Genomic DNA, 26,376 nt, shown 5'->3' on the forward strand with positions numbered 1-26,376 from the left:
AAAACCATGACCTCAGTAGCCGAAGCTGTCCAAACCATGAAAGCCAAGTTCAACCCAAGCGCCGCTGCGGGCCTGGACCTGGTTTTCGGCTTCAACATCACTGACGAAGGCAAGCACTACGCCCTGATCGTCAAGGACAGCACCTGCGAACTGCAGGAAGGCGAGAACCCTGACGCCAACGTGACCCTGATCATGGACAGCGAAACCCTCAAAGGCATCGTCAGCGGCGAAACCGATGGCATGCAGGCTTTCATGGGCGGCAAGCTGCGCGCCGAAGGCGATATGATGCTGGCCATGAAGCTGAGCGATTTATTCCCGGTCTGATCAGGGAGTTGATTCTTGCGACGCACAAAAAACCGAAGCTTCATGGCTTCGGTTTTTTTTCGCCTGAATCAAACCGGCTGATCGACGGGCAACACGCTAGCCTATAAGGCTCGCCCAAGGTTGTTCGCAGACACGCCGTTCATTAGATTAGCCAATGATCCTGGCAGACCATAATAAGCAGGAATAAGCATGGCGCTAACCGACCAGTCCACGGATATTCGTCCCGGTGAAGAGCTGGACGCACATCTCATCGATCCCTACCTCAAAACCCGGATTCCCGGTCTCAGCGGTTTGCCGCAGATCAGCCAGTTTCCGGGAGGTGCCTCGAACCTCACGTATCTGGTCCGCTACCCCGGACAGGAGTTCGTTCTGCGCCGCCCGCCATTCGGGCAAAAAGCCAGGTCGGCTCACGACATGGGCCGCGAGTACCGCATTCTCAACGGCCTCAAGGATGCGTTCCCCTACTGCCCGAAAGCCTATGCACACTGCACCGATGAAAGCCTGATCGGCTCCGACTTCTATGTCATGGAGCGGGTCAAGGGCATCATCCTGCGCTCGGACCTGCCGCCGGAATTGAACCTGGATGCCGGGCAGACCGAAGAATTGTGCAAAAGCTTCATCGACAAACTGGTGGAGCTGCATCAGGTCGACTATCAGGCCTGCGGCCTGGCGGACCTGGGCAAGCCGCAGGGTTATGTGAAACGGCAGATTCTGGGCTGGAGCGAGCGCTACGAGAAAGCCATGACTCCCGATGCTCCCGCCTGGGAAAAGGTCAGGAACTGGCTGGTAGCGAAAATGCCCGCCGACCATCCGAAACCGGCCATCGTGCACAACGATTACCGTTTCGACAACGTGATTCTCGACCCCGAAAACCCGATGCGCATCATCGGTGTGCTGGATTGGGAACTGACCACGCTGGGCGATCCGCTGATGGACCTGGGCAACACCCTGGCTTACTGGATTCAGGCCGACGACCCTGCGCCCGTGCAACTGATGCGTCGCCAGCCCAGCAATGCCCCGGGCATGCTGACTCGTCAGCAGTTTGTCGACTACTACGCCGAACGCTCAGGCATTTGTATCGATAATTTCGACTTCTATTACACCTATGGCCTGTTCCGTCTGGCGGGCATCGTGCAGCAGATCTACTACCGTTTCTTCCACGGCCAGACTCAGGACAAACGTTTCGCACAGTTCATCCAGATGAACCTGCTGCTGGAGCGCACGAGCCTGCAAGTGATCGAAAAATCCAGCCTTTGAGTGCAGTGACCCAAGGAAACCACCATGTCCAGAACCCAGTTATTCGACCTTGATGGCAAGATCGCCTTCGTTTCCGGCGCCAGTCGCGGCATTGGTGAAGCCATCGCCAGACTGCTGGCCCAGCAAGGCGCACACGTGATTGTTTCCAGCCGCAAGATCGAGGGCTGCCAGCAGGTTGCAGATGCCATTGTTGCCGAAGGTGGCAAGGCGACAGCCATCGCCTGTCATATCGGTGAAATGGAACAGATTCAAAACGTGTTCGAGCAGATTCGCCAACAGTTCGGACGTCTGGACGTGCTGGTCAACAACGCAGCCACCAACCCGCAGTTCTGCAATGTGCTGGATACGGACCTCGGGGCTTTTCAGAAGACCGTGGACGTGAACATTCGCGGGTATTTCTTCATGTCGGTGGAAGCCGGCAAGCTGATGCGCGACAACGGTGGCGGCAGCATCATCAATGTGGCCTCGATCAATGGCGTATCGCCAGGGCAATTCCAGGGCATCTATTCGGTAACCAAGGCGGCGGTCATCAATATGACCAAAGTGTTCGCCAAGGAATGTGCAGCGTTCGGTATCCGCTGCAATGCCCTGCTGCCGGGCCTCACCGACACCAAATTTGCCTCGGCGCTGGTCAAGAACGACGCCATCCTCAACATGGCACTGGCCCAGATCCCCCTCAAGCGCGTGGCTGCTCCCAGCGAAATGGCAGGCGCGGTGCTGTATCTGGCCAGTGAAGCGTCGAGCTACACGACCGGGGTCGCACTGAATGTGGATGGCGGGTTTCTTTCCTGATCCTTTCGCGAATGAATCCCCCACTCCCCGTGAGAGCGAATTCATTCGCGAAGAATGACCACACCAACAAAACAAGAATTAAATTTCCATAATTATAATTTGTGGAATATATTTTCCGAAAACAATAATCCATCACGGAGATTGTCATGCGGAAAAACCCCCTCCCCGCACCCTTGGGTATCGGCCTGATCGGCACCGGCTTCATGGGCCGCGCCCATGCCCTGGCGTTTCGCAATGTCAGTGCAGCCTTTGAACTTCCTGCCCCTATTCACCTCGCAGCCCTCGCCGATGCAGACAGTGCCCGCGCCGGGCAATGTGCTCAGGCATGGGGCTTTGAGCGCAGCCACAGTGACTGGCAACAACTGATCGACGATCCTCAGGTACAGATCGTCGCGATCACCACGCCCAATCATTTGCACTTCCCCATGGCCATGGCCGCCATCGCTGCAGGAAAAGCGGTGTATTGCGAAAAGCCTCTGGCAGTCAGCCTGGCCCAGGCGGATGAAATGCGCCGTAGTGCCGAGGCCGCAGGCGTCGTGACGCAAGTGGGTTACAACTATCAGCACAACCCGATGATCGACCTCGCAAGAGAAATGATCGACGCGGGAGAGCTGGGGGAAATCATCAGTTTCCAGGGAGAGTTCAGCGAAGACTTCATGGGCGACCCGGCATCGCCATGGTCCTGGCGCTGTGAAGCCGAGCATGCCGGTGGCGCACTGGCCGATCTTGGCAGCCATCTGCTGGCCATGGCCCGCTACCTGCTGGGCGATATCGAAGCGGTATGCGCCGATTCAAGCACCGTGCATCGCCAGCGCCCCGCCACCCGCGGCAGTAACGAGATGCGTTCGATTGCGGTGGACGATCAGACTCATGCCCTGCTGCGCTTTGCCAGTGGCGCACGCGGCACCTTCAGCAGCAGTTGGCTCAAGCACGGCTACAAGAACCATCTGAGCTTTGAAATCAGCGGCACCCGCGGCACTCTGACCTTCGATCAGGAGCGCTTGAACGAGCTGCGCATCTATCGCAGCGGCGCAACCGGACGCGATGGTTTCCAGCGGATACTCGCAGGTCCGGCCCAGGCAGGCTATGCCGCCTTCTGCCCGGCGCCCGGCCATCAACTGGGGTACAACGAGCTCAAGGCGCTGGAAGTGCATTCACTGATTCAGGCCGTGTGCGGTGTTGGCAAGCGAGGGCCTGACTTTGAAGAGGCCTGGCAGATCGAACGCCTGGCAGCAGCGATTCGTCTCGCAGCACGCGAACAGCGCTGGGTCGGACTGGGTGAAATCTGAAAAACGCCTTCGACCATTGTCTGACACAGGGCAAACAGGGGAGTAGAATGCGCGCCTTCGGGCAGCCATTCTGCCCCCTGCCCTATAAGCCGTACCGATCATGCCTTTTGAACTCAGTGTCGACCTTGCCACCCTCGCCATTCTGATCGTTGTTGCCTTCATTGCCGGATTCATCGATGCCATTGCCGGAGGCGGCGGGCTGTTGACCACCCCTGCCCTGATGACGGCCGGCCTGCCGCCGCATCTGGTGCTGGGCACCAACAAACTCAGCTCGACCTTCGGTTCTGCAACCGCCAGCTTCACCTACTACCGCCGCAAGCTTTTCCATCCCCGGCAATGGGCTCATGCCTTGGTAGGCACTGCCGTGGGCGCTGCAATCGGCGCGGTGATCGCCCATTACCTGCCTGCCGAATGGATCAATCAGATGCTGCCCGTGATTGTGTTCGGTTGCGGTCTGTACCTGCTGTTCGGCGGTACGCCCAAGGCGCCACTGGACAGCAACGCGCCGATCAGGAAGAAATGGCAACTGCCTCAGGGCCTGACACTGGGCTTCTATGACGGCGTGGCTGGCCCGGGCACCGGCGCTTTCTGGACCGTCAGCACGCTGATGATGTACCCGGTGGATCTGGTAAAGGCCAGCGGCGTGGCACGCAGCATGAACTTCGTCAGCAATGCCGTTGCCTTGTCGATATTCATCTTTTCGGGCCAGGTGGACTTCGTCATCGGCCTGAGCATGGGCCTGTCAGTGATGCTCGGCGCCTACTTCGGCGCAGGCACCGCCATCAAGGGCGGCGCCAAATTCATTCGTCCGGTATTCATCATCGTGGTACTCGGCCTGACCGTGCGCCTAGCCTGGCAACACTGGTTCGGGGGCGCCTGAACGACGGGCCAGGTAAGACTCGATCAGATAGCGCGCAATGGAACGGCTGGCCGGTAACGGCGGAAGGTCATCGACATGAAACCAGCGCGCATCTTCGATCTCATCGGCCTGAGGCACGATTTCACCGCTCTCATATTCGGCATGGAAACCCAGCATCATCGAATGCGGGAATGGCCAGCACTGGCTGCCCATGTAGGTGATGTTGCGGATGCGGATCTGCACCTCTTCCATCACCTCCCGACGCACGCAATCCTCGGCCGACTCGCCGGGCTCGGCAAAACCGGCCAGGGTGCTGTAGACACCGGTCACGAAACGCGGTGAACGAGCCAGCAGGATTTCATCGCCACGGGTAATCAGCACGATCATGCTCGGCGAGATGCGCGGGTAGAAACGCAGGTTGTCATGCTCGCAGTACATCGCCCGCTCACCGGGAATCTGCACCGTCGGGCGGCCACAGGCACCACAGAATCGATGCTCGCGAGCCCAGGTGCTGATCTGCGCCGCATAGCCGAGTTTCTGATAGATCGCAAAATCCCCCTGCAACATGAACTGGCGCAGCCCCTGCCAGGTACAGCCTTCGACCTCCACCGACCGATCGAGCACCAGCACATAGACCGGTTCGCCATCGAAGTGGCCGATGCCATGCTCGCTTTGCACCGGCAGGTCCTGGCGCTTTAGCCATTCCCTGGGAAACATGACGCCATTACCGTCAAGCAGAAAACCCTGATCACCATGAACCACGGCCCAGCCACCTGTTGCTGACGTATCCAGAACTGCAGTTGTCCAACGCGCCGGGCGTGTCATGACAAGAACTCCTTAATTGTCGAAAACCGGCTTCTGTTTGCTCATGTGCGCAGCCATTGCCACCCTGAGATCGACCGATTGCAGCATGGCAGAGTTCCAGATGGCAACGTGCTCAAGACCATCATCGATACGATGATCGCGCATGTAGGCGATCATCTGCTTGGTGCCTTCTATCGCAATTGGCGACTTGGCGGCTATTTCACGGGCGATGGCAAAGACAGCTTCCAGCAGGCTCGGCGCATCGGCAAAAGTGCTGTTGACCAGACCGATGCGCTGGGCTTCTTCGGCGCCGACCGTGCGCCCGGTATAGGCCAGCTCACGCATCATGCCATCGCCAATGATTCGTGGCAGGCGTTGCAGGGTGCCGACATCAGCTGCCATGCCCATGTCGATTTCGCGGATCGAGAACTGCGCATCAGCCGCTGCATAACGCATGTCACACGCGGAAACCAGATCGATGGCACCGCCCAGGCAGTAACCGTGAATCGCCGCGAGCACCGGCTTGCGGCAGTTGTCCACGGCAGTGAACGAAGCCTGCATCTGCTGGATTTTGCGCCGCAACAGACGCGCATTGCGCCCGACATCCTTGCCCATTTCACCGGCGATGGAGGCCAGCAACGCAAGATCGATCCCTGAGGAAAAGTGCTTGCCCGCACCACTCAGAACCACGACGCGAACCTCGTCGTTTTCCTCGACCCACTGGAATATCTCGATGATTTCGGTCCAGAAAGCGGCATTCATGGCATTGACCTTGTCCGGTCGATTAAGCTGCACATGAGCGATGTGGTCAGTCAGCTCGACGAGAAAGGTTTGGTAGTCGGACACGGCATTATCCTCAGGGTGGTTATTGTCTGTCTGAGGCGGACTATACCAAGCCCTTCACGGCTGTCGTAAGGCGACTTTTGTGACATTTCCCGGACCGCAAATCGGCCATGCTCCATGGCCTGCCATATAAAAAGTATGAACCGTCGAGGCCTCAAGGGGTCCAGATTCATTGCCTGCATTCGGAAACAAGAGGGCAATACTTGGAAAAGTCAAAAGCGGTAACCGGTATAGACGGTCTGGATGACATCCTGTCAGGAGGTCTTTCACGCAATCACGTTTTCCTTCTCGAAGGGGAACCCGGAACCGGCAAGACCACCGTCGCGCTGCAGTTTCTGCTGGCGGGTGCGCAAGCGGGTGAAGTCGGCCTGTACATCACACTATCGGAAACCGAACGAGAGCTGCGTGAGGGAGCGCGTTCCCATGGCTGGGAACTGGATGAACATATCGAGATTTTCGAGCTGACGCCTCCTGAAACCCTGCTCAATACCGAGCAGCATCAAAGCCTGCTGTACTCCTCTGACCTTGAGCTGGGGGAAGCAACACGGCAGATCTTTGACGTGGTGGAACGCATCAGACCAACTCGCGTAGTCATAGACAGCCTTTCGGAAATTCGCCTGCTGGCGCAGAGTTCGTTGCGCTACAGACGGCAGATTCTGGCCATCAAGCATTATTTTGCTCGCTATGACGCAACCGTCATTCTGCTCGACGACCTGACTACGGAGTCTCTGGACAAGACCGTACACAGCGTCGCCCACGGCGTCATCCGCCTGGAAGAACTGACACCCAACTATGGCGCAGAGCGGCGGCGCATCAAGATCGTCAAGTATCGCGGTCAGAAGTATCGCGGCGGCTTCCATGACTTCACCATCATGGAAGACGGAATCCATGTGTTCCCGCGCCTGGTCGCGGCCGAACACCGTAACGACTACATCCGCACGCAACTTGGCAGCGGCATCAAGGAACTCGACGACTTGCTCGGCGGGGGTACGGATGGCGGCTCAAGTACGCTGATCCTCGGCCCGGCCGGCACTGGCAAATCGTTGATCGCACTGGTGTTCGCCGCAGAAGCCGTCTCTCGTGGCGAACGGGTCGGCCTGTTTATCTTCGACGAAGAACTGGGCCTGCTGTTTGACCGGATGAAAAAGATAGGCATCGACCTCAAGGCCTTGCAGGCCACGGGCAACCTGATGATCGAACAGGTGGACGCTGCCGAATTGTCTCCGGGGGAGTTTTCCCATCGGGTCCGCCACTGCGTGGATGACAAGCAGATCAAGACCGTTGTCATCGACAGCATCAACGGCTATCAGGCGGCAATGCCGGAAGAGAATTCACTGGTTCTGCACGTACATGAACTTCTGCTTTATCTCAACCGACAAGGAGCCTCGACCTTCATGACCGTGGCTCAACACGGCTTGGTCGGCGATATGCAAACGCCAGTGGACATTACCTATCTGGCAGACACCGTCATCCTGTTGCGCTACTTTGAAGCGCTCGGCCAGATACGCAGGGCCATATCCATCATCAAGAAACGAACCGGCACTCACGAATCGACGATTCGCGAATACCGCATCGGCAGGAGCGGCCTGAGAATAGGCGAGCCGTTATCAGCCTTTCAGGGTGTCTTGCGAGGCGCTCCCGATTACGTTGGCGAAAGCAAGCCACTGCTCAAGGATGAAGACGAGTGAGTGTCAGCGGATTGCTATCGGAACGGGCTGTCATTCTGGCCCCCAGAGGACGTGACAGTCAGATTGCGGTAATGATCCTTGAGGAAGCGGGCTATCGGGCAACGATTGCCCGCGACCTCAACGAACTTGGCCAGGAGCTGGCTGCCGGAGCGGGACTCGCGATCATTGCCGATGAGGCACTGCACGGTGCGGATATCGATCCGCTGGTGAGCCTTCTGGCCAACCAGCCCGCCTGGTCCGACCTGCCTATCGTGTTGCTCACTCACCATGGCGGCCCGGACCAGAACCCTTCGGCACGGCTGGGCAGCCTGTTGGGCAACATCACGTTCCTGGAGCGCCCCTTCCACCCCATCACGCTGGTCAGCCTGGTGTCAACGGCCGTACGCGGCCGTCGACGCCAGTACGAGGCTCGGGCACGCATGGAGGATCTTGTGGAGGGTGAGAGGCGTTTGCAAAACGCCCTCAAGGCGGGTCGGCTCGGCTCGTGGCAACTGGAAGCCGGATTTCTGGTTCTGACCTGCTCGGCCATCAGCAAATCCCACTATGGCCGCGAAGAGCACGAAAACTTCACCTACGACGACTGGCTGGAAGCGGTTCACCCCGAAGATCAGCCACGCATGCAATCAGCCTTGCAGCGCAGCCTGGATACGGGCGTCGATTTCATTATTGAATACCGGGACATCTGGCCAGACGGCTCGGTCAACTGGGTCGATGTACGCGCACGGGCCATACGGGCCAAGAACGGCCAGGTCAGCGCATTGTCCGGAGTGACCTCCGATATCTCTGAGCGCAAGCAGGCCGAAGCCCAGCTCAGAAGCCTCAACGAAACCCTTGAACAGCAGGTCGAAGAGCGCACTTCACAACTGCGCCATAAAGAAGAGATCCTGCGCCAGTCACAAAAGATGGAGGCCGTCGGCCAATTGACTGGCGGCATCGCCCACGATTTCAACAACATGCTCACGGGCATCATCGGCAGTCTCGAAATGATCAGGCGCCGCCTGGAGCGAGGCCGACTCGACGACCTGGATAAACTGATCGATCTGGGCGTGACTTCCGCCAACCGGGCAGCCTCCCTCACCCATCGACTGCTGGCGTTTTCCAGACGCCAGTCGCTGGACTCCAAGCCTGTGGAGATGAACCAGTTGGTCAGCTCCATGGGGGAACTGATCCAGCGCAGCCTCAATGAAAGCATTCACCTGGACATGCGCCTGAACGCCGAGCTATGGACCGCCGAAGCCGATCCCAACCAACTGGAAAATGCCCTGCTCAATCTGGTGCTCAATGCCCGGGACGCCATGCCCGATGGGGGGCAGTTGCAGATCGAGACGTTCAATCAGCGGCTGGACAAGTCGTTCACCAACGCCCATGAAAACCTCTTGCCGGGCGATTATGTGGTCCTGAACGTCAGCGACAATGGTTGCGGCATGCCCGAAGCCATTGTCAGCCGTGCCTTCGACCCGTTCTTTACCACCAAACCCATCGGCCAGGGTACCGGCCTCGGGTTGTCGATGATCTATGGCTTCAGCAAGCAGTCTCACGGTCATGTCGCCATACAGAGCGAAGTCGGGCGCGGCACGACCGTGCAGTTGTTTCTGCCACGCTTCCAGGGCGATCAGCCCGAAAACGAACAGAGCTATCAGGGCAATACTATCTGCGCCAGAGAAGGCGAAACGATCCTGATAGTCGAAGACGATCCCTCCGTGCGGGCTCTGGTCAGCTCGGTACTCAGCGAATTGGGGTATGCCTATGTAGAGGCAGGCGACGCACGAGGTGCCGTGCCGGTCCTGGAGTCCGATCAGCGTATCGACCTGCTGATCAGCGACGTCGGCCTGCCCGGCATGAACGGTCGGCAACTGGCGGAAATAGCCCGGCAGCTAAGGCCTGAGCTGAAAGTGCTGTTTATCACCGGCTATGCCGAGCACGCAGCCGCTCGCTCGGGTTTTCTGGATACCGGCATGCAGATGATCACCAAGCCCTTTGCCTTCGATCACCTGACGTCCAAGGTGAGAGAGATGATCGAGGCCTGAACCGCCGAAGCCTCAGGCCAGCAGACGCTGGATCTGCGTGTGCAGGGTTTCCATGGTGAACGGCTTGGCCAGAATCGGCGCCTTGCGAGTGATCGGGCTGTCGCAATCGAGGATTTCCGCCGGGTAACCGCTGATAAAGATGACCTTCAGCTCAGGTCGCAGCTTGACCGCTGGCTCGGCAATCATCACACCGGAGAACCCGCCTGGCAGGCGATAGTCGGTGATCATCAGGTCCAGGTGGGGCTTGGTCGCCAGAATCTCGAACGCCTGCTCGCCGTTGGAGGCCTGCAAGACCCGATAGCCCTCGCCCGACAGATAATCAGCCAGCAGCATCAGGATCAAGGGTTCGTCTTCGACGATTAGTACGACGTTTTCTGCATCAGCGCTCATGGAACTGCCTTTTGTTCTGTAAATAGCTGCCAATACGACCACAGCGCTTGGTAGAGGTTGCGCAAATCTTTTTGAAACTTCGCACCACCCACGAATGAAAAAAATTAATGTTACAACGGCAGGCAGACCCGGAATGTCGAGCCCTTGCCCTCTTCGCTCTCCACGACAATCCGGCCGCCATGGGCCAGAACGATCTGTTCGGAGATGAACAACCCAAGCCCCAGGCCGGCCACGGCATGCTTGGCCGTTACCCGCTCGAACTGCTGGAAGATGCGCTTCTGGTTTTCCTCGGAAATCCCGATCCCCTGATCGATCACTTCGACCCGCGCCTCGCCGCTTTCACAATACACATGCACCTCGATCGGCTTGCGGGCACCGTAGCGCATTGCATTGGTCAACAGGTTGGCCACCACCTGCTCGATCCGGAACTCGTCCCATACCCCGATGACTGTCTCTTCGGCAAACAGGGTGACGGTGGATTCGGTCGCGGCAATCTGGGCCGCGAAGTTTTCCAGTAACTGGCCCACCAACTCGCTCAGGTCAAAGGCGTTTGGCCGGATCGACAGCTTGCCGGTGCGGATACGAGACACATCGAGCATGTCCTCGATCAGCCGGATCAGGCTCTGGATCTGACGCTCGTCGCGATCGACCATGCCCCGCAGCTTATCCAGGGTGAAAGCCGCTGTGTTGTCCTTGGCCAGATGCAACTTGCGCAACTGGGTTTCCAGGATCAGGCCATTGAGCGGTGTGCGCACTTCATGGGAGACGATGGACATGAAGTCGTCGCGCATGCGGATGGCATGTTCGAGCTCGCCCTGGGTCGCCTGCAGACGCTTGAGCAGTATTTCCTGTTCGTGGCGACTCTGCTCCAGCGCTTCGACCTGCATTTTCACCGCCTTGCGCTGGCGATACAGCTCGACGAAGACGTTGACCTTGCTCTTGACCGCATGGATATCCAGCGGCTTGTGCAGGAAGTCCACGGCTCCGCTTTCGTAGCCTTTGAAGGCATAGTTGAGTTCACGCCCGGCGGCACTGACAAACACGATAGGAATGTTCTTGGTCTTTTCGGTGCTGCGCATCATCTCGGCCAGCTCGAAACCGTTCATGCCGGGCATCTGCACGTCGAGAATGGCCAGGGCGAATTCATGCTGCAACAGCAGGGACAAGGCTTCGTCTGCCGACAAGGCCTTGTATACGGTGCGGTCATCACGCTTGATCAACGCTTCGAGGGCAAGCAGGTTTTCCGGCAAATCGTCGACTATGAGCAGTTTTGCCTGGATTTCATTTAGCATGTGATTCGTTCCAGCTTGACCAGCAGTTGGCCTATTTCATTCAAAGGCAGAAGGTAATCAGGCGAATGGAGCGCCAGGGCCGCCTCGGGCATGGTGCGCGCCAGGGCCTGATCCGGATCCTGAATCACGGTAAAACCACCGTATCTGTTTATTTGCGCCAACCCGAGTGCCCCATCGTTATTGGCGCCGGTCAGCAATACGCCTGCAAGGCGTGAGCCAAAGGCATCCGCAGCCGAATCGAACAAAATATCGATGCTGGGCCGCGAATGAAATACGCGCTCTTCCTGGCTCAACGAAAAGCTGTGATCGTTCTCCACCGACAGGTGATAACCGGCAGGCGCAAAATACAGCGTGCCGGGCACAATCGACTCCTTGTCGTCAGCTTCCTTGACCGGTATCGCCAGACGATTCTGGAATACATGAGCCAACTGGCTGCGCCGCGACTCCGGCAGATGCAGGACAGCAATGATCGGAAGAGGAAAGCCGGGCCTGAGCATGCCGAATATTTTCAGCAACGCTTCCACACCGCCCGCCGACGCACCGACGACAATGGCATCCACTGCCGGCAGAGTGCAATCGGCCGACTCGACACTGAAGGTCGTTTTCATTTTTTCCGGTAGATCCGTTCCGGTTTCACCAGTGTTTCAAAAACATTGCTGTACTCGGAAAAATCCAGAGTTTCCTTGCTGCCCAATGCGAGAAATCCGCGATGGCATAATGACTCATGGAACAACCCGAAGGTTCGGTTCTGAAGACTCTTGTTGAAATAGATCAACACGTTCCGGCATGAAATGAGCTGCGTCTCGGAGAAGACGCTGTCGGTGGCCAGGCTATGATCGGCGAACGTGACATTCTCGCGCAGGGTCTTGTCGAAGATCGCGTAATCATAGGCCGAGGTGTAGTAATCCGAGAGCTCGCGCTGACCACCGGCCTTGCGGTAGTTTTCGGCATAGGCCCGCACGCTTTCCATGGAGAAGATCCCCTGCTTGGCTTTTTCCAGGGAGCTTGGGTTGATATCGGTGGCGTAAATGATGGTGCGTTCAAGCAACCCCTCTTCGCGCAAGAGAATCGCCGTCGAATAGACTTCTTCCCCCGTGCTGCAACCGGCGATCCAGACCTTGATCGACGGATAGGTCCTGAGCAACGGCACCACTTCCTGGCGAATGGCCAGAAAATGCGAAGGATCGCGAAACATCTCGCTGACCGGAATCGTCAGCAATTGCAGCAACTGCATGAACGCGGCCGGATCGTGCAGCACACGCTCCTGCAAGGCAGAAATGGTGCTGCAATCGAACTGACGCAGGGCATGGTTCACCCGGCGCTTGATGGAAGCGCCGGAATAGTCCCGAAAGTCATAGCTGTATTTCAGATAAATCGCATCAATCAGCAGTTGCAGCTCGATATCAGCGCTTCGATCAAGTGCCATGGATAAACCTGAGAAAATAAATCGTTTGGGCCGCCATCACTCAAATACGTTCCATTTTCGGCAGCCAGACCCGAATCAAAGAGAACAGCCGGTCCAGATCGATGGGCTTGGCCAGATAGTCGTTGGAACCTGCCTGCAGGCAACGCTCCTGATCGTCCTTCATGGCCTTGGCGGTCACTGCAATGATCGGCAGTTTGCGCCAGCGAGGGTCCTTGCGGATTTCAACGGTCGCTTCGTAGCCGTCCATTTCCGGCATCATCACGTCCATCAGCACCAGATCGATATCTTCGACCTCATTGAGCTTTGCAATCGCCTCGATGCCGTTACGGGCGATCTCCACCACAGCGCCCTTGTGTTCCAGGGCACTGGTCAGGGCGAAGATATTGCGCACATCGTCATCGACCACCAGGATCTTGCGCGCCTCGAAGACCTTGTCACGGCTGCGGGCAGTCTTGAGCATTTTCTGACGCTCGTTGGAGAGCTGCGACTCGACCTTGTGCAGGAACAGGGTCACTTCATCCAGCAGGCGCTCCGGCGAGCGGGCGCCCTTGATGATGATCGAACGCGAGTACTTCATCAGTTCGGTTTCTTCGTCACGGGTCATGTTGCGCCCCGTGTAGACGATCACCGGCGGGAAGGAACGAATGTCTTCGGTGGACATGCGCTTGAGCAGTTCATTGCCCAGCATGTCCGGCAACTTCAGGTCGATGATCATGCAGTCATAGATGTTTTCGCGCAGCAGATCCAGCGCCTCCTGAGCGAAGCCAACAGCGGTAATTTCAATATCATCGTCGCCGATCAGGCGCGCAATGCTGTCGCGCTGCAAGGCATCGTCCTCGACCAGCAGGATGTGCTTGACCTTCTGGGTCAGCTTGGCTTCAAGCCTGGCGAATACATCCTTGAGTTCCTCACGGGTGGTCGGCTTGACCGCATAACCGATGGCTCCCATGTGCATGGCGGCCTCCTGACGATCCTCGACAGAAATCACGTGCACCGGAATGTGCCGGGTAGGCGCCAGCTCCTTGAGACGCTGCAACACGGTCAGACCCGAGTGGTCCGGCAGGCGCATGTCCAGCAGGATGGCGTCGGGGGTGAACTCCGCGGCCAGGTTGAAGCCTTCGTCGGCGGCGTGGGCGACCAGACAGCTGTAACCCAGCTCATGGGCCAGATCGAAAAGGATCTGCGCAAACCGCACTTCATCTTCGATGACCAGAATGCAGCGCCCGCTGAACGGTGCCTTGTGGCGATCATCGGCAAAGGCCGACTCCGGCATTGCCGGCTTGGGTTCGATAGCCGGCTGGCTTGCTACCGGCAACGTGACAACAGGCGACGAAATGATCACCGACCGTTCGCCGCCCTCCTCTTCGCGCTCCTGCTCGACGTACTGCTCTGGCAACACCAGAGAGAAAATGCTGCCTTGGCCCGGCGCACTGGTGACGCTGATGGAGCCTCCCAGCAAGGCTGCCAGATCCCGGGAAATCGACAGCCCCAGACCGGTGCCGCCGTAACGCCGGTTGGTGGTGCCATCGGCCTGACGGAAGGCCTCGAAAATGCTCTGCTGATGCTCCGGGGCGATACCGATACCCGAATCACGCACGGTAAACACAATGCCCGAACCCGGCTGACGAGAGACGATCATGCTCACGGTGCCGCTCTCGGTGAACTTGATGGCGTTGGACAAGAGGTTCTTGAGGATCTGCTCCAGACGCTGACGGTCGGTAAACAGCATGGTTGGCGTGCCAGGCTGCACTTCCACGACGAAGTCCAGATTCTTTTCGGTCGCCAATGGCTGGAACATGCCACGCAGGCCATCCACCAGACGCGACACGCTGCTGTTCTCGGGACGGACTTCCAGCTTGCCCGCCTCGACCTTGGAGATATCCAGAATGTCGTTGATCAGGTTCAACAGGTCATTGCCGGCCGAGTAGATCGATTCGGCAAACTTGACCTGCTCCTGAGTCAGGTTCTCGGTCGGGTTTTCCGCCAGCAGCTTGGCCAGGATCAACGAACTGTTGAGCGGCGTGCGCAACTCATGGGACATGTTGGCCAGGAATTCGGACTTGTACTTGCTGGAGCGCTGCAGCTCATCGGCACGGGCTTGCAACTCCACCTGAGCCAGGCTCAGCTCTTCGTTCTTGCTGTCCAGGATATCGCGCTGGTCTTCCAGGGCCTGGCTCTGTTCAGCCAACTGGGTATTGGTCTGCTCGAGCTCGGCCTGCTGGGTTTCCAGATGGGCCTGGGACTCCTTGAGGATCCGCGATTGCTCTTCGAGTTCTTCGTTGGCGGTGCGCAGCTCTTCCTGCTGGACCTGCAACTCTTCGTTGAGCTGCTGGGTTTCGGTCAGGACTTCCTGAAGACGCTGGCGATAACGCGCCGCTTCAATGGAGGTGCCGATATTTGCGGCCACCAGCTCTAGAAACTCGACGTCCTTTTCGGTGAGTGCGCGCATGAAGCCCAGTTCGATTACACCATTGACCTGATCGTCATTGCTGGTCGGCACGATGACCACACTGCTCGGCAAACCTTCGCCCAGGCCGGAGCTGTATTTGAAGTAATCGCCGGGCAACCCGTCCAGGGTGACGATGCGGTTCTGCTGTGCGGCCTGGCCAATGACGCCTTCGCCACTGAAGATTGTCTGCTCCTGCTGCTCATGCTCCCGGGAGAACCCGTAAGAAGCGACACGCAACAGGCCACCGTGCTCCTGACGGACATAGACAGCCGCCACCACCGCGCCCAGGTACTGGGCGAAGAACTGCAGGATATGCTGCCCGAGGGTATTGAGCGTCAACTGGCCAAGCACCTGCTCGGCCAGTTCGCTCTGGCCATTGCGCAGCCAGGCGACCTTCTGCAGACGCTCGGCGTTATCTTCAAGCTGGTTCAGGTTGGAGCTGTAAGTCGTGGACAGGGAAAGCAGGTCACGCCTTCCGAAATACGCCAGGATGCCGCTGACCGCCAGCACAAAGATCATGTACAGCACCACGCACGCAATGGTCGTGCGGGTCACGTCAGCGTTGCGGGCAAGTCGCAACTGCTGCTCCATGGAAATGACCTGATCGTACTCGGTACGGATTTCATCGGTAATGCGCTTGCCGCGCCCGGCACGAGTGGCGAGGACGAAATCACCGTTCTGACGGCGCATCTCGATCATTTCCTGAGCGAAATGTCCCCACTCTTCCTGCAAGGTGGACAACCGGCGGAAACGGTCCACTTGCGTCGGGTTATCGAACACCAGCTCTTCCAGGTTTTTCAACTCGGCCCTGAGCAAGGGTTTCGCGACTTCATAGGGGTCAAGAAAGTTTTCCTGCCCGGTCAGCAGGAAACCGCGCATGCCGGTTTCCATGTCAATGGAGAGCTTCATCGCACGGTTGGTGCTGTTGAGCACCCGATCCGTATGCTCGACCCACTGAATGACCGAGAGCAGATAGCCGATCAGGATGGCAAAGAAAAGCGCGCTTAAAACGCCAACGCCCAGCGGCAGACTGATGTTGCGGACCAGTAATTTGCGAAAGCGCTGCTCATCGACGACAGACGTCCGGTTCATGAAAAGTCCCTGGCGTTATATCAAAACGGTAGAGTTTGCCGTAACAGCAAGAAAAAGACTCACTTTTCTCGCATAGAGGATTGAAATTTCACACATAAATCGGCGATAAGCTCGCCACCTCCAGCAAGTAAAGCCTCCTGGCAAAGGATAGCTACCTACTAAAATCAGATGGAACTTCTGGTTGTGTTTTATTTACTGATGGATAGACACGGGCACAGAGTCGATTGTTATCGATCAGATTGGCCTGTTTTCAAGGCAACATGATCCAAATGCAGTGACTTTTCGTACAAAAGCCCGCAGGCTGCGCCAGGTGCATAGCCTTCACTACCATTCTTTAGGAATTTGCCATGCCTGAAACAGCCAACACCATTCTTGTAGTCGAAGATGACAGCATCGTGCGCATGCTGATCGTCGATGTGCTTGAAGAACTGGAGTATCAGGTGCTTGAAGCTGCGGATGCCCAGGAGGCGCTTGCCCACATCAAGGACGACGCCACCCACATCGACCTGTTGATGACGGATCAGGGCCTGCCTGACATGCGCGGCACGGAACTGGCCCGACAGACACGGCAACTGCGCCCGCAACTACCGATCCTGTTTGCCAGCGGCTATTCGGAAAACATCGAGGTCCCGGATGGCATGTACTCGATCGGAAAGCCGTTTTCCATCGATGACCTGCGTGACAAGGTAAAAAGCATCCTTGGCTAATAACGACCTTCACCCAGCCCAGACGCCGCTGCGAGCAAAAACCCGACTGTTGATCATTGGCTATGTATGGCCCGAGCCCCGTTCCTCGGCGGCCAGCGGCCATGTCATGCAACTGATCCAGTGTTTTCTCGAACAGGACTGGCACATCACCTTTGCCAGCCCGGCCACCGAGGGTGAACACCGGGCCGACCTGCAAAGCCTGGGCATCGACGAGGTCCACATCGAGCTCAACAACAGCAGCTTCGATACCTTCGTCAGCGAGCTTCAGCCTGATGTGGTGCTGTTCGACCAGTTCCTGATCGAGGAACAGTTTGGCTGGCGGGTAGAAAAGCATTGCCCCGATGCCTTGCGGATTCTGGAGACCTGCGACTTTCAGAGCCTGCGCCACACGCGCCATCAACTGCTTAAAGAGCACTTGAATGAATCTTCACAACCCGATGATTTAAATAGTTTTTTCGATATAGATAACTCGCAGCTCTTTGCCCGGATCGCCAGCAGCGATCTGGCGCAAAGGGAAGTGGCCTCGCTCTATCGCTGCGACCTGAACCTGATGGTTTCGGATGTCGAGATCGACTTGCTGAGCGACCAGTTTGGCGTGCCTAAGTCCCTGCTGCACTGGTGCCCGCTGATGCTCGATGGCGTACCGGAAAGCGTGGCACCGTTCGAGCAGCGGGCGCACTTTCTCAGCATCGGCAACTTTCGCCATGCGCCCAACTGGGACGCAGTCCTCTGGATGAAAAACGCCATCTGGCCGCTGATTCGCCAACAGTTGCCGACTGCGCAATTGCATATCTACGGCGCTTATACGCCGCCCAAGGCCACGGCACTGCATAATGCGGCGCAGGGTTTTCATGTCATGAACTGGGCTGAAGACGCCCTGCTGGTGATGTCCGGCGCGCGTATTTGTCTGGCACCGCTACGCTTCGGGGCGGGTATCAAGGGCAAGCTGATGGATGCCATGCTCAGCGGCACGCCTTCGGTGACAACGCCCGTGGGCGCCGAAGCCATGAGCGGCGACCTGCCATGGCCGGGGACCATCGCTCGCAGTGCCAGCGAAATCGCCAGCGCGGCGGTGCGCCTGTATCAGGATCAAACCTTATGGACCGAAGCCCAGGCGGCGGGCCGGACCATCCTGCAAACACGCTTTCAGCACAAGCAACACTGCGCGAGCCTGATCGAACGCATCGAAACACTGCGCCAGGATCTACCCCGCCATCGCCTCGCCAACTTCACCGGCGCGATGCTGCGCCATCACCACCACAAAAGTACCCAATATATGGCGCAGTGGATTGAGGCGAAGAATCGCAAGGATTGAATCAGCCCTTGCGCAACAGATAAGTATCCATGATCCAGCCCTTGCGGCTGCGCGCCTCATCGCGTAGCCGCCTGATCTGCCCACCGACCTGATCGAGCGGGCCGCACAGCAATATCTCGTCCGGCGTGCCCAGATAAGCGCCCCAATAGATGTCCAGCCCCTGCCCGACAAAGCGCTCGAACGTACAGTGCGCATCAAGCATCACCACCACATTGTCCACTTCATCTGCCGCCATACCCGCCAGTCGCCTGCCGGTGGTGATACGAATCTGCTCGCCAACCCGGTTCAACGGCACACGATGCTGCGCCACCAGCGCCTGGACACTGGTGATGCCGGGAATCACCTGATAGTCGAAAACTTCCCGGCCCCGGGCCAGCACCCGATCGAGAATCCTGAGGGTGCTGTCGTACAGTGACGGATCACCCCAGACCAGAAACGCACCTACCTCCCCCATTCTCAGCTCATCACCGATCAGCCGCTCGAACAGAACCGCCCGCTGCTCATGCCAATGTTCGATGCCGCGCTCATAGCCCTGAGGGTCATCTTCGCGCTGCGGGTCCCGGACCTGCACCAGTCGATAGTCGTCGTTCTGGATATAACGCTGACAGATGTCTTTTCTCAGGCGCAGCAGATCATCCTCGGCATAGCCCTTGTCCAGAAGAAAGAACACAGTGGCGCGGTTCAGGGCATTGATGGCCTGCACTGTAATTTGTTCGGGATCTCCGGCACCAATACCGATCAGAAGGATCTGTTTCATCAGGCAATGACTCCGGTTTCGATGCGGACAACATTAGACGACTGGGCATGAACAGAACAATTGAGGCACATTAGCAGACTGGCAACTTCTGAAGGCGGTCAGACCATGACAAGAACAGCAAGAATTACAGACCCTTCCTACGAATTGATGGACGACCACAATGGCCTGTCGATCATCTATCGCGAACACGGTTTTCCCTGCCCGCTGGTGCGCTGGCACTTCCACAAGGAGTACGAGCTGCACCTGATCGTCGCCAGCTCCGGCAAGGTATTCGTCGGCGACTATATCGGCAACTTCAATCCAGGCAGCCTGTTTCTCACCGGGCCTAACCTGCCGCACAACTGGATCAGCCAGATCCAGGAAGATGAAGTGGTGCCAAAGCGCGACATGCTGGTCAACTTCACCGATGAGCTGCTGGAAAGCGGCAATCAGGTGTTTACCGAACTCAAGAGCCTGACCCCCCTGCTGGAGCGCGCCCAGTACGGTATCGAGTTTCGCTGCAAACGCACGATCCGTCAGGCCATGAAGCTGATGCAGAAAATCGCCGACTCCAGCGGTATCACCCGGCTCGGGCACTTCCTGATTCTGCTGGAGCTGCTGGCGGCCAGCGACGATTTTCAACTGCTCTCGGGGACCACGGTGTCGCACATGGCCGACGAGCACAGCGTGGAGCGGACCAACCGGGCGGTGGACTATATCTTTGCCCATTACGGGCGCGAACTGCCTCTTGAAGAGGTCGCCGAGTACCTGGGGATGAAACCCACGTACTTTTCCAGGGTGTTCAAACAGGCCACCGGGCGCTGCTTCGTGGAGTTCGTCAATCGCCTGCGCATCAGCAAGTCGTGCGAGCTGCTGGCCGACGGCGACAAGCCGGTGACGGATATCTGTTTCGAGTCGGGTTTCAACAACATTTCCAACTTCAACCGCCGTTTCCAGCAACTCAAAGGCATGACGCCCTCCCATTACCGACGCCTTGCCGTCCAGCGCCTGACCGAGCAGAACCTGTACTGATTCACCCTGCCTGCGGCCATCTCGTCTACGCTGATTCTGCATTGCAGCCTGCCTTGGCGCGGCTGCAGTGGGTTTTCACACCCTTGCCGAATGCAAAAAAGTATCAGTTGAAGTGCGGCGCAGGATTTGTCATCGCGCCTCAAGGCCGGTGTAATCAGCTCACATCTTCCTTACCTCCGGAAGAGACAAAAACAATAACCGACCCTCCAGGCTCTCCGAGCATGGAAGAGGAGTGACCCATGAAGACCTCAGCAAAATTCCTGCTTGCCAGTTCAGTCCTCAGCGCCGGTTTCCTGTTCGGCGGCACCGCTGCTGCAGGAACCGTGACCATCGCCACGGTCAACAACAGCGACATGATCCGCATGCAACGCCTCTCCAAGACCTTTGAAGAACAGCATCCCGACATCAAGCTCAACTGGGTCGTGCTGGAAGAAAACGTCCTGCGCCAGCGCCTGACCACCGACATTGCCACCAAGGGCGGCCAGTTCGATGTGCTGACCATCGGCATGTACGAAGCCTCACTCTGGGGCGCCAAGGGCTGGCTGCAGGAAATGAAAGACCTGCCTGCCAGCTACCAGCTCGATGATGTATTCCCTTCCGTGCGCGACGGGCTGTCGGTGGATGGCAAGCTGTTCGCCCTGCCGTTCTATGCGGAAAGCTCGATCACCTACTACCGCAAGGATCTGTTCCAGAACGCCGGCCTGACCATGCCGGAGCGTCCGACCTGGACCCAGATTGCCGAGTTCGCGGGCAAGCTGACGGACAAATCCAAGGAGCAATACGGCATCTGCCTGCGCGGCAAGGCTGGCTGGGGCGAGAACATGGCGCTGATTACCACAGTGGCCAACGCCTACGGTGCACGCTGGTTCGATGAACAATGGAAACCCCAGTTCGATCAGCCGGAATGGAAAGACGCCCTCAACTTCTACGTCAACACCATGAAGCAATCCGGGCCACCGGGCGCATCGAGCAACGGTTTCAACGAAAACCTGGCGCTGTTCAACAGCGGCAAGTGCGCCATGTGGGTCGATGCCAGCGTGGCAGGCTCCTTTGTCACCGACAAGAGCCAGAGCAAGGTGGCAGACCATGTCGGCTTCACCTATGCACCTCATCAAGTGACGGAAAAAGGCTCGTCGTGGCTGTACTCCTGGTCGCTGGCGATTCCGACCAGCGCCAAGAACACCAAGGACGCACAGACCTTCACTCAGTGGGCAACGTCCAGGGAATATGCCGCGCTGGTTGCCGAGAAGGATGGCGTTTCCAACGTGCCACCAGGCACACGTGCATCGACCTACACCGATGAATACAAGAAAGCCGCACCGTTCGCCGATATCACCCTCAAGTCCCTGATGGCTGTGACACCCAAGACCCCGACCCTCAAGCCGGTGCCTTACGTGGGCATCCAGTTGGTGACCATTCCCGAGTTCCAGGCCATCGGCACCAGTGTCGGCCAGCAGTTCTCGGCAGCCCTGATCGGCCAGTCGACCGTGGAGAACGCCTTGAAAATGGCGCAGAACTCCACCGAGCGCGACATGAAAAGAGCCGGCTACCCGAAAAAGTAGACCGCGTGACTCAAGCCGGGGGGCGCCAGCCCCTCGACTCCCGCTGACAGGCAAATCCCGGTTCGGAGTTCCCCATGAAGACCTCAGCCACTCCTGCTCGTCCGGATTTATCCGGCGAGACCCCAAAGGCCAGAAACAGCCGGTTCAAACCCGGATGGTTTCTGGTCAGCCCTTCCGTGGCGCTCTTGCTGGTCTGGATGATCGTGCCACTGGGCATGACCATCTACTTCTCGCTGATTCGCTACAACCTGTTGAGCCCCGGTGAAAACGAATTCGTCGGGCTGGAAAACTTCACGTACTTCGTCACCGACAGCGGTTTTCTGCCCGGTGCCGGTAATACCTTGTTGCTGGTGGGCAGCGTACTGGCGATCAGCGTGATCCTCGGCGTATTGATTTCCGCCCTGCTGGAAGCCAGCGAGTTTTTCGGCCGCGGCATCGTACGGGTGCTGTTGATCTCGCCGTTCTTCATCATGCCCACCGTCAGCGCCCTGATCTGGAAGAACCTGATCTTTCACCCGGTGTCTGGTGTGCTGGCCGCCGTGTGGCGCTTCTTCGGTGCAGAACCCGTCGACTGGTTCGCCCATTACCCGATGCTGTCGATCATTATCATCGTCTCCTGGCAATGGCTGCCGTTCGCCATCCTGATCCTGATGACCGCCATGCAGTCGCTGGACCAGGAGCAGAAGGAAGCGGCGCGACTCGATGGCGCTGGCCCGATTGCGATTTTCTGGCACCTGACCCTGCCCCACCTGGCCCGGCCGATTGCCGTAGTGGTGATGATCGAGACGATTTTCCTGCTCTCAGTGTTTGCCGAAATCTTCACCACCACCAATGGTGGCCCGGGCTTCGCTTCGACCAACCTGGCGTACCTGATCTACATCCAGGCATTGCTGCAGTTCGATGTCGGCATGGCCTCGGCGGGCGGCCTGATCGCGGTCGTCATTGCCAATATCGCGGCGATCATCCTGATCCGGATGATCGGCAAAAACCTCACCGACAAGTCATGAGGGCCTTGCCATGATGACGCTCAAACAATCACGACGCCTGCAAAGCCTGCTGCTCGGGGCCTTGTCCTGGCTTATCGCCGCACTGATATTCTTCCCGATTTTCTGGATGGTGCTGACCAGCTTCAAGACCGAGATCGACGCCTTCGCAACGCCGCCGCAACTGTTCTTCACGCCGACGCTGGAAAACTACCTGCACATTCAGGAGCGCAGCGATTACTTCCACTTTGCCTGGAACTCGGTGCTGATCTCGTTCAGTGCCACGATCCTGTCCATGCTGGTGGCAATCCCGGCGGCCTACTCCATGGCCTTCTTTGAAACCAAGCGCACCAAGAGCACGCTGCTGTGGATGCTCTCCACCAAGATGTTGCCGCCGGTGGGCGTGCTGATGCCGATCTACCTGCTGGCCAAGACCTTCGGCCTGCTGGATTCGCGTCTGGCGCTGATCATCATCTACACGCTGATCAACCTGCCGATCGTGGTCTGGATGATTTACACCTACTTCAAGGACATTCCGGGAGAAATCCTCGAAGCCTCGCGTCTGGACGGTGCCAGCACGCGCCAGGAAATATTCCGGGTGCTGATGCCGATCTGCAAGGGCGGCCTGGCCTCGACGGCGCTGCTGTCCTTGATCCTGTGCTGGAACGAGGCCTTCTGGTCCCTGAACCTCACCTCGTCCAACGCCGCGCCGCTCACTGCACTCATCGCCTCGTACTCAAGCCCTGAAGGGTTGTTCTGGGCCAAGCTCTCGGCCGTCTCGACCCTGGCCTGCGCACCGATCCTGATTTTCGGCTGGATCAGCCAGAAACAACTGGTCCGCGGCCTGTCGTTCGGCGCAGTCAAATAGCCCGAATTCAAGAATAAAAACGGAGTCAAGCATGGCTAATCTCAGTATCAGAAATCTGCAAAAAGGCTTCGACGGCCATCAGATCATCAAAGGCATCGACCTCGATGTGAAGGACCGCGAGTTCGTGGTCTTTGTCGGCCCGTCGGGTTGCGGCAAGTCCACCCTGCTGCGCCTGATTGCCGGGCTTGAGGAAGTCACCTCGGGGAGCATCGAACTCGATGGCCGCGAGATCACCCAGGTCACACCGGCCAAGCGCGACCTGGCCATGGTGTTCCAGACCTACGCCCTATACCCGCACATGACCGTGGGCAAGAATCTGTCCTTTGCCCTGGACCTGGCGGGCGGTGATAAGGCCGAGATCAAGAAGAAAGTGGATGAAGCCGCACGCATCCTGGAGCTTGGGCCACTGCTGGAGCGTAAACCCAAGCAACTTTCAGGTGGCCAGCGCCAGCGGGTCGCCATTGGCCGGGCCATCGTGCGCAACCCGAAAATCTTCCTGTTCGACGAACCCCTCTCCAACCTCGACGCCGCCTTGCGGGTGCAGACCCGGCTGGAGCTGTCGCGCCTGCACAAGGAGCTGCAGGCCACGATGATTTACGTCACTCACGATCAGGTCGAGGCCATGACCCTGGCCGACAAGGTGGTGGTACTCAATGGCGGCAAGGTGGAACAGGTGGGCTCGCCACTGGAGCTGTATCACTACCCGGCCAACCTGTTTGTCGCAGGTTTTCTCGGCACGCCGAAAATGGGCTTCCTCAAGGGCCGGCTCAGCCAGGTCGACAGCCATGAGTGCGAAGTCGAACTGGATGCCGGTACACGCATCACCCTGCCGGTAAGCCGTGCCGGCTTGAGTGTCGGGGCTCCGGTCACGCTGGGTATCCGTCCCGAGCATCTGAACATTGCCCAGAGTGGCGAGTGTCAGTTGCAGGTCACCGCCGATGTCAGTGAACGCCTGGGCAGCGATACCTATTGCCATGTCCGTACCCGCTCGGGCGAAGCCCTGACCATGCGTATCCGTGGCGATCTGGCTAGCCAGTACGGCGAAACCCTGAACCTGCATCTCGATAGCGCCCATTGCCATCTGTTCGATGAACAGGGACTGGTGATTGCCAAGGCCGTAGCGGTCGCTGCTTAACGTATTGGAGAGCCTCTGACATGAAACTGAACAAACAGAACCTGTCACAACTGGGCGCCGATATTGCCCGCCCCGCCTACTCGGCCAGCGAAACCCGCCACGGCATCGCCCATATCGGCGTCGGTGGCTTTCACCGGGCGCATCAGGCGTTTTACACCGATGCGCTGATGAACAGCGGCGAAGGGCTGGACTGGAGCATCTGCGGCGTCGGCCTGCGTCCCGAAGACCGAAGCGTGCGCGATGCACTGGCCGGCCAGGACTATCTCTACACCCTGTATGAGCTGGGCGACACACCGGACACCGAAACCCGGATCATCGCGTCCATCAGCGGCATGCTGCTGGCCGAAGACGATCCCCAGGCCCTGATCGACAAACTGGCCAGCCCGGACATCCGCATCGTTTCGCTGACCATCACCGAAGGCGGCTACTGCATCGATGACAGCAACGGCCAGTTCATGGCGCACCTGCCGCAGATCCGCCACGACCTGACCCACCCCAATACTCCCGGCACAGTATTCGGCTTTCTGTGTGCTGCGCTGGCCCGTCGGCGTGCAGCCGGCATACCGGCCTTTACCCTGATGTCCTGCGACAACCTGCCCCACAACGGCGCCGTGACCCGCAAGGCGCTGCTGGCCTTTGCCGCCCTGCGCGACGCCGACCTGCATGACTGGATTGCCGAAAACGTCAGCTTCCCCAATGCCATGGTCGACCGCATCACGCCCATGACCAGCTCGGCCCATCGCCTGAAACTGGCCGATGAAAAACATATCGACGACGCCTGGCCAGTGGTGTGCGAGCCTTTCGTGCAATGGGTACTGGAAGACAAGTTCGTCAATGGTCGCCCGGCCTGGGAAAAGGTCGGCGTGCAGTTCACCGACGACGTGACCCCCTACGAAGAAATGAAGATCAAGCTGCTCAACGGCAGCCATCTGGCCCTGACCTATCTGGGCTTCCTGAAAGGCTATCGCTTCGTTCACGAAACCATGAACGATCCGCTGTTCGTGCGCTATATCCGCACCTACATGGACCTGGATGTCACCCCGCAACTGGCCTCGGTACCGGGTATCGATCTGGAGGGCTACAAGGACACCCTGATCGAGCGCTTCTCCAATCAGGCGATTGCCGACCAGCTGGAGCGGGTGTGTTCGGACGGCTCCTCGAAATTTCCCAAGTTCACGATTCCGACCATCAACCGGCTGATTCTCGACCAAGGCAATCTGGAGCGCGCTTCACTGGTGGTGGCTGCCTGGGCCTTGTACCTCAAGGGCGTGGACGAAAACGGCACCCCCTACCGGATTCCCGACCCACGGGCTGACTTCTGTCAGGCCCTGGTGGCCGACGATGCGTTGCTGACCCAGCGGTTGCTCGGCGTGGAAGAAATCTTTGGCCTGGCAATCCCGCGCTCTGCCGAATTCGTCGCTGCTTTCGAGCAGAACGTCAATAATCTGCGGGACCTGGGAGTCAGCGGTACACTGGAAAAAATCCTGGCCAACGGCCTTTGAGAGG

23 protein-coding genes are annotated in these 26,376 nt (G+C 58.3%); 15 read left to right on the forward strand and 8 right to left on the reverse strand.

From position 1 onward, the window contains the following. Positions 1–6 precede the first annotated feature (6 nt). The 5 genes from CKW23_RS11515 to CKW23_RS11535 all read left to right on the forward strand — a co-directional run bounded on the left by CKW23_RS11515 (position 7) and on the right by CKW23_RS11535 (position 4,542). The gene (locus CKW23_RS11515; RefSeq protein ID WP_025259866.1) at positions 7–324 is read left to right on the forward strand and encodes an SCP2 sterol-binding domain-containing protein; all 318 of its coding nucleotides are present in this window, start codon (positions 7–9) and stop codon (positions 322–324) included. 189 nt (positions 325–513) lie between these two features. Then, the gene (locus tag CKW23_RS11520; protein WP_025259865.1) at positions 514–1,581 is read left to right on the forward strand and encodes a phosphotransferase family protein; all 1,068 of its coding nucleotides are present in this window, start codon (positions 514–516) and stop codon (positions 1,579–1,581) included. Between the two features lie 24 nt (positions 1,582–1,605). Continuing rightward, on the forward strand, positions 1,606–2,373 hold the full coding sequence (locus tag CKW23_RS11525) for an SDR family oxidoreductase (RefSeq protein WP_025259864.1): 768 nt from the start codon (positions 1,606–1,608) through the stop codon (positions 2,371–2,373). A 146-nt stretch (positions 2,374–2,519) separates the two neighbouring features. Then, positions 2,520–3,662 carry a Gfo/Idh/MocA family protein gene (locus CKW23_RS11530; protein WP_025259863.1) on the forward strand — a complete coding sequence of 381 codons (1,143 nt, stop codon included), beginning with the start codon at positions 2,520–2,522 and terminating at the stop codon, positions 3,660–3,662. Between the two features lie 100 nt (positions 3,663–3,762). Then, the gene (locus CKW23_RS11535; protein ID WP_025259862.1) at positions 3,763–4,542 is read left to right on the forward strand and encodes a TSUP family transporter; all 780 of its coding nucleotides are present in this window, start codon (positions 3,763–3,765) and stop codon (positions 4,540–4,542) included. Here the strand turns inward: CKW23_RS11535 and nudC are convergent. Together nudC and CKW23_RS11545 are read right to left on the reverse strand one after the other, a co-directional pair. Then, a complete protein-coding gene (gene nudC / locus CKW23_RS11540; RefSeq protein WP_025259861.1) occupies positions 4,510–5,346 on the reverse strand; it encodes an NAD(+) diphosphatase in 837 nt (278 codons plus the stop codon). The genes CKW23_RS11535 and nudC overlap by 33 nt on opposite strands. Positions 5,347–5,358: 12 nt before the next feature. Next, the gene (locus CKW23_RS11545; protein WP_025259860.1) at positions 5,359–6,171 is read right to left on the reverse strand and encodes a crotonase/enoyl-CoA hydratase family protein; all 813 of its coding nucleotides are present in this window, start codon (positions 6,169–6,171) and stop codon (positions 5,359–5,361) included. Positions 6,172–6,371: 200 nt separating this feature from the next. Here CKW23_RS11545 and CKW23_RS11550 point away from each other — a divergent pair, with 200 nt between their 5' ends. After that, positions 6,372–7,856 (forward strand): ATPase domain-containing protein, encoded by a 1,485-nt coding sequence (locus tag CKW23_RS11550; protein WP_095067588.1) that lies wholly within the window; start codon positions 6,372–6,374, stop codon positions 7,854–7,856. After that, the gene (locus CKW23_RS11555; RefSeq protein ID WP_025259858.1) at positions 7,853–9,883 is read left to right on the forward strand and encodes a response regulator; all 2,031 of its coding nucleotides are present in this window, start codon (positions 7,853–7,855) and stop codon (positions 9,881–9,883) included. The genes CKW23_RS11550 and CKW23_RS11555 overlap by 4 nt, the downstream gene beginning before the upstream one ends. Before the next feature lie 12 nt (positions 9,884–9,895). On the opposite strand, the gene CKW23_RS11560 is transcribed toward CKW23_RS11555, so the two are convergent. From CKW23_RS11560 to CKW23_RS11580, 5 genes are all read right to left on the reverse strand, one after another. After that, entirely contained in the window at positions 9,896–10,273 is a 378-nt protein-coding gene (locus tag CKW23_RS11560) for a response regulator (protein WP_025259857.1), read from the reverse strand. A gap of 110 nt (positions 10,274–10,383) precedes the next feature. Then, positions 10,384–11,565, reverse strand: coding sequence for a hybrid sensor histidine kinase/response regulator (locus tag CKW23_RS11565; protein ID WP_025259856.1), 1,182 nt, complete (start codon positions 11,563–11,565; stop codon positions 10,384–10,386). Further along, positions 11,559–12,173, reverse strand: a complete 615-nt coding sequence (locus CKW23_RS11570; RefSeq protein WP_025259855.1) for a chemotaxis protein CheB — start codon at positions 12,171–12,173, stop codon at positions 11,559–11,561. The genes CKW23_RS11565 and CKW23_RS11570 overlap by 7 nt, the downstream gene beginning before the upstream one ends. Beyond that, on the reverse strand, positions 12,170–12,991 hold the full coding sequence (locus CKW23_RS11575; RefSeq protein ID WP_025259854.1) for a protein-glutamate O-methyltransferase CheR: 822 nt from the start codon (positions 12,989–12,991) through the stop codon (positions 12,170–12,172). The genes CKW23_RS11570 and CKW23_RS11575 overlap by 4 nt, the downstream gene beginning before the upstream one ends. Positions 12,992–13,031: 40 nt before the next feature. Continuing rightward, positions 13,032–16,532: a response regulator gene (locus CKW23_RS11580; RefSeq protein ID WP_025259853.1), complete on the reverse strand. Its 3,501-nt coding sequence runs from the start codon at positions 16,530–16,532 to the stop codon at positions 13,032–13,034. Positions 16,533–16,879: 347 nt separating this feature from the next. Here CKW23_RS11580 and CKW23_RS11585 point away from each other — a divergent pair, with 347 nt between their 5' ends. Then, positions 16,880–17,239, forward strand: a complete 360-nt coding sequence (locus tag CKW23_RS11585) for a response regulator (protein WP_025259852.1) — start codon at positions 16,880–16,882, stop codon at positions 17,237–17,239. Further along, the gene (locus CKW23_RS11590; protein ID WP_025259851.1) at positions 17,232–18,554 is read left to right on the forward strand and encodes a glycosyltransferase; all 1,323 of its coding nucleotides are present in this window, start codon (positions 17,232–17,234) and stop codon (positions 18,552–18,554) included. Before CKW23_RS11585 ends, CKW23_RS11590 begins: the two co-directional genes overlap by 8 nt. Before the next feature lies 1 nt (position 18,555). Here CKW23_RS11590 and cobF read toward each other — a convergent pair whose 3' ends face one another. Next, the gene (gene cobF, locus CKW23_RS11595; protein ID WP_025259850.1) at positions 18,556–19,311 is read right to left on the reverse strand and encodes a precorrin-6A synthase (deacetylating); all 756 of its coding nucleotides are present in this window, start codon (positions 19,309–19,311) and stop codon (positions 18,556–18,558) included. 105 nt (positions 19,312–19,416) lie between these two features. On the opposite strand from cobF, the gene CKW23_RS11600 reads away from it, so the two are divergent. From CKW23_RS11600 to CKW23_RS11625, 6 genes are all read left to right on the forward strand, one after another. After that, positions 19,417–20,322: an AraC family transcriptional regulator gene (locus CKW23_RS11600; protein ID WP_025259849.1), complete on the forward strand. Its 906-nt coding sequence runs from the start codon at positions 19,417–19,419 to the stop codon at positions 20,320–20,322. A 239-nt stretch (positions 20,323–20,561) separates the two neighbouring features. After that, on the forward strand, positions 20,562–21,884 hold the full coding sequence (locus CKW23_RS11605) for a sugar ABC transporter substrate-binding protein (protein WP_025259848.1): 1,323 nt from the start codon (positions 20,562–20,564) through the stop codon (positions 21,882–21,884). Between the two features lie 74 nt (positions 21,885–21,958). After that, a complete protein-coding gene (locus CKW23_RS11610) occupies positions 21,959–22,891 on the forward strand; it encodes a carbohydrate ABC transporter permease (protein WP_025259847.1) in 933 nt (310 codons plus the stop codon). A gap of 10 nt (positions 22,892–22,901) precedes the next feature. Then, positions 22,902–23,735, forward strand: coding sequence for a carbohydrate ABC transporter permease (locus tag CKW23_RS11615; protein WP_025259846.1), 834 nt, complete (start codon positions 22,902–22,904; stop codon positions 23,733–23,735). A gap of 31 nt (positions 23,736–23,766) precedes the next feature. After that, positions 23,767–24,870, forward strand: coding sequence for an ABC transporter ATP-binding protein (locus CKW23_RS11620; protein ID WP_025259845.1), 1,104 nt, complete (start codon positions 23,767–23,769; stop codon positions 24,868–24,870). Between the two features lie 20 nt (positions 24,871–24,890). Beyond that, on the forward strand, positions 24,891–26,372 hold the full coding sequence (locus CKW23_RS11625) for a mannitol dehydrogenase family protein (protein WP_025259844.1): 1,482 nt from the start codon (positions 24,891–24,893) through the stop codon (positions 26,370–26,372). Positions 26,373–26,376: the final 4 nt, after the last annotated feature.

Source organism: Pseudomonas sp. Irchel 3A18 (assembly GCF_900187465.1).
Taxonomy (GTDB): Bacteria; Pseudomonadota; Gammaproteobacteria; order Pseudomonadales; family Pseudomonadaceae; genus Aquipseudomonas; species Aquipseudomonas cichorii.